The organism is Rhizobium sp. SEMIA 4085 (genome assembly GCF_013004495.1).
Lineage (GTDB): Bacteria > Pseudomonadota > Alphaproteobacteria > Rhizobiales > Rhizobiaceae > Rhizobium > Rhizobium gallicum.
This window is the reverse complement of record NZ_JABEPH010000461.1, coordinates 1-3,963: the sequence shown is the minus strand read 5'-3', so window position 1 is coordinate 3,963 and position 3,963 is coordinate 1. Positions and strand designations below refer to the sequence as shown.

At 60.4% G+C, this 3,963-nt stretch carries 2 protein-coding genes; one reads left to right on the top strand and one right to left on the bottom strand.

Features of this window, described 5'->3' with window-relative positions; translation table 11 throughout:
- The first annotated feature begins 512 nt into the window (after positions 1 to 512).
- A complete protein-coding gene (locus C9413_RS29095; RefSeq protein ID WP_039846798.1) occupies positions 513 to 2,516 on the top strand; it encodes an ABC transporter ATP-binding protein/permease in 2,004 nt (667 codons plus the stop codon).
- A 178-nt stretch (positions 2,517 to 2,694) separates the two neighbouring features.
- On the opposite strand, the gene C9413_RS29090 is transcribed toward C9413_RS29095, so the two are convergent.
- On the bottom strand, positions 2,695 to 3,867 hold the full coding sequence (locus C9413_RS29090; protein WP_170251271.1) for a DUF1501 domain-containing protein: 1,173 nt from the start codon (positions 3,865 to 3,867) through the stop codon (positions 2,695 to 2,697).
- Positions 3,868 to 3,963 lie beyond the last annotated feature (96 nt).

Here is a 3,963-nt window from a genome sequence, read left to right as displayed (position 1 = left end):
TGTTGAGATGTATGAAACCCCAATAAGGTAAGCCGAAAGGCTGGAAGCGTGACTGTCCCTCGATCATCACCTGCATCTCAGTGATCCGTTCTATCGGTGGAGGCGGCCTCTTTCATGTCACCTCCTCCGTCAGAACTACAGTTAACGCTCAAGCCGGGGAGAACGCCAGTCATTTCCAATGTGCGGAACAGGCCTCCTTGCGGCACAAGGCCAGTCTTGATATCGCCCGTCGCTTCGCAACGGTCGTGCTGGAAGACCTCGCCACGCCAATGCGGTTTGCGCCCACGCCGACCACAACGCTGCGATCAACATCCTGCGTCGGAACACGGCGTCTATGATCGTGGAGGAAGGCGAGCCGCTCTTCATTGAAGCGATAACCGTCGGCGGAGCTTCGCGCCCCTTCGGAAATCCCCTCAAGCGGGGGAAGATGTTAAGTTCTCGACAAGCCCTCTGATGCCATGTTCGACATTGGCATCATGAAACCTTTTGATTTTTACGCCGTTGTCGTGCGTATGACCGACGCTAAATTCAATCCGAAATCGGTCGACGGCACCAACACGCACGGTGCCGAGACGTCGCACCAAGAGAAGGTATCGACTGTCGAGGTCGCGCCGCCCCCAAATGTCATCGAACCCGATAAAGAGTTGACGCCTGAGGAGGCCGAGCAGGCGCGCAAGAGATATTTGCTAAAGCGTTTCTGGATCAGCGCGCGCGGTTACTGGGGCCGCGGCGGCGACAGGCTCGCTTGGCCGTGCTCAATCGGACTATTGACCCTGATCGGCATCAATGTCGGCTTCCAGTATGGAATCAATGTCTGGAACCGCGCAATTTTTGACGCCATCGAGCAACACAATGCCCGCACCGTATACTTTCTGAGCGCCGTATTCCTGCCATTGGTGCTTGGAACCGTCGTCCTTGTCGTTGCACAAGTCGCCCTTCGTATGATGATTCAGCGCCGCTGGCGTTGCTGGCTCACAACAACAGTCATCGCGCGCTGGCTCGCAAACGGCCGTTACTATCAGTTGAACCTCATCGGCGGCGACCACAAAAACCCCGAAGCGCGCGTTGCGGAAGATTTGCGGATTGCCACCGAATCACCCGTCGATTTCATCGCGGGTGTCATTTCCGCATTTCTGTCTGCCTCGACCTTCATCGTGGTGCTTTGGACCATCGGCGGAGCCCTCAGTCTGACAATCGCAGGTTCGACCGTCACTGTTCCTGGCTTCCTCGTCATCACCGCGGTCCTCTATGCCGCGATCACATCGAGCTCGATGGCGGTCATCGGCCGCCATTTCGTCCACGTCTCTGAGGTCAAAAATCAGGCGGAAGCCGAATTTCGCTACACGCTGACGCATGTACGGGAGAACGGCGAGAGTATCGCCTTGCTCGGCGGTGAAGAGGAGGAGCGTAACGACGTCGAGAAGACGTTCGCCAAGGTACTCAGGCAATGGGCGCTCCTTGCGCGCCAACACATGCGCACGGCGCTTGTGTCGCAGGGGTCGAGCTTGTTTGCACCAGTCGTGCCGGTTTTGCTTTGCGCTCCAAAGTTTCTCGAAGGCAGCATGACCCTCGGACAGGTGATGCAGGCTGCCTCTGCCTTCGCCATCGTTCAAAGCGCGTTCGGATGGCTGGTCGACAACTACCCCCGTCTTGCCGATTGGAACGCCTGTGCACGCCGCATCGCTTCGCTGATGATGTCGCTCGACGGGCTCGAGCGCGCCGAACAGAGCAACGCTTTGGGACGCATCAAGCGCGGTAAAACTGAAGGCGATACGATGCTCAGCCTAAACGATCTCTCCGTTTCGCTTGACGACGGCACCGCCGTGGTCAAGGAAACCCAGGTCGCGATCGAACCAGGCGAGCGGGTGCTCGTAGCCGGAGAATCCGGTTCAGGCAAGAGCACGCTGGTGCGGGCCATCGCAGGTCTTTGGCCGTGGGGTGACGGCAGCGTCAATTTCCACGCCGACAGACGACTGTTCATGTTACCGCAACGGCCCTATATCCCTTCCGGGACGCTTCGCCGTGCAGTCGCCTATCCCCGCGCCGCCGATAGCTGGACGCTGGATGTGATCAAGGCGGCCCTCAAGAAGGTGGGACTCGATTATCTGAACGACAAGATCGAGGACGACGCGCCATGGGATCAGACGTTGTCGGGTGGCGAAAAGCAGCGGCTCGCCTTTGCGCGTCTCCTGCTACACACGCCCGATATCATCGTGTTGGATGAAGCAACGTCAGCACTCGATGAGAAGAGTCAGGACAAGATGATGGAGATGTTGATTTATGAATTGCCGAAGGTCACCATCATAAGCGTAGCGCATCGAGCTGAGCTGGAAGCCTTCCATAGCCGCAAGATCACATTGGAGCGGCGCGAGGGCGGCGCAAAGCTTGTCAGTGATATTGATCTTGTCCAGCGCAAGAGAAAACGGAACTTGCTGTTGCGCCTTTTGGAGAACCGGCGCTCACAGAAAGGGCGCGCGACCTCGAGTAATGCGGCGCTACCCCAGAATAGAAATTGACGTCCGCCTTCCTCTGTTGGCAAAGAGAGCCTTCCTGCGCTCAATGCCGGGGCGGGCTGGATGCCGGTGACAGGCACAGGCATGATGGAAGGCAATTGGCATACCTCCGTGGGCATCGATTGCAGCAACAAACCCCGGCAGGGGCTAACGACCCTAGCAACCTAACGCCCGGCCTTCATCACACCTTCAAAAACTGCGAGCCCTTGTCGAAGCTCAATCCGGGGAAAATCTTGCCCGTCAGGTCCCCGGCCGTCACGTCGAACTGCCGGTAGAGCATCGCGGCGGCAATCTCGCGCACGTCGGCCGTCGGCATCAGATCGCGGTCGTCGAGCAGTTGGCCGGCGCCAATGCCGGGCCATTTACCGAGAATGCGTCCGCCATGGATCGCCCCGCCCGCCAGCACCGCGCAGCCGCCGGTGCCGTGGTCGGTGCCGCCGGAGCCGTTCTGACGCACGGTGCGGCCAAATTCCGTCATCGCCAGCACCACGGTCTTCGACCAAACCTCCAGACCGAGCGTCACCTTCAGTGTATTGATCGCCTGTGCCAGATCCTGCACCGGCCGTTTGAACTGCCCAGTCTGGGCGACATGCGTATCCCAGCCGGTGATCGAGAAGCTCGCGATGCGGTAGTCGCCCTTCAGCATATTGCCGGCGAGCGTCGCGACGTCGGCGATCTTCTCGCCGCGCTTGCCGTCCGGCTCGGTGATCATCGCCGCATTGTTCGCGCGCGTCGCCTCTTCCATCGCCTTGGCAAAGGCCGGATCGCCGGCATAGAGCCGCATCAGGAACTGCATCTCGTCCTTCGCCGTTCCGAGATTGGAATCCGAGGCCCAGACATCGACATTGTTCGGGCCCGAAAGGATCAGCTCCGTCGAGGTATTCACGTCGATCGCCTTGCGGGCCTGCGAGCGCGGGATCACCGAAAGCGTCCGGTTCAGCCAGCCGGTCTTCTCCGCCGCCACATGTTCGCCGCCCGATTCCAGCATGTCCTGCCCGTCGAAATGGCTGCGCTGGTCGCGATAGGGCGTCGAAACCGCATGCACGAAGGCAAGCTCTCTTCCCTTCCACAGCGACATCAGGTCGGCCGCCGCCGGATTGAGCCCGAAATGCCCGTCGAGGTCGAGGAGCCCCTTCTCCGGCGTCAGCGCCAACGTCGGCCTCAGCGCCGCAAAAGCTGCCTCGCCGTAGGGCTGCACGAGGTCGAGGCCGTCCATCGCGCCGCGCAGCACGATGGTCACGAAGCGGTTGTCGCCGGGCATGGCGGCGAAGGTGACCGGCGTGAAGATCGGAGCGGCGGCAAGGCAACAGGCGGAAGCGAGAAAGCCGCGGCGGGACAGCGGAATCGCGGGCATGACCAGCTACTATCCGCGGTATGCATTGGGGGGGGACAGGAAGCGCGACAGGCCAACGTGACTAGGGCCGGAGGCGAGAAACACCCACAGCGACGA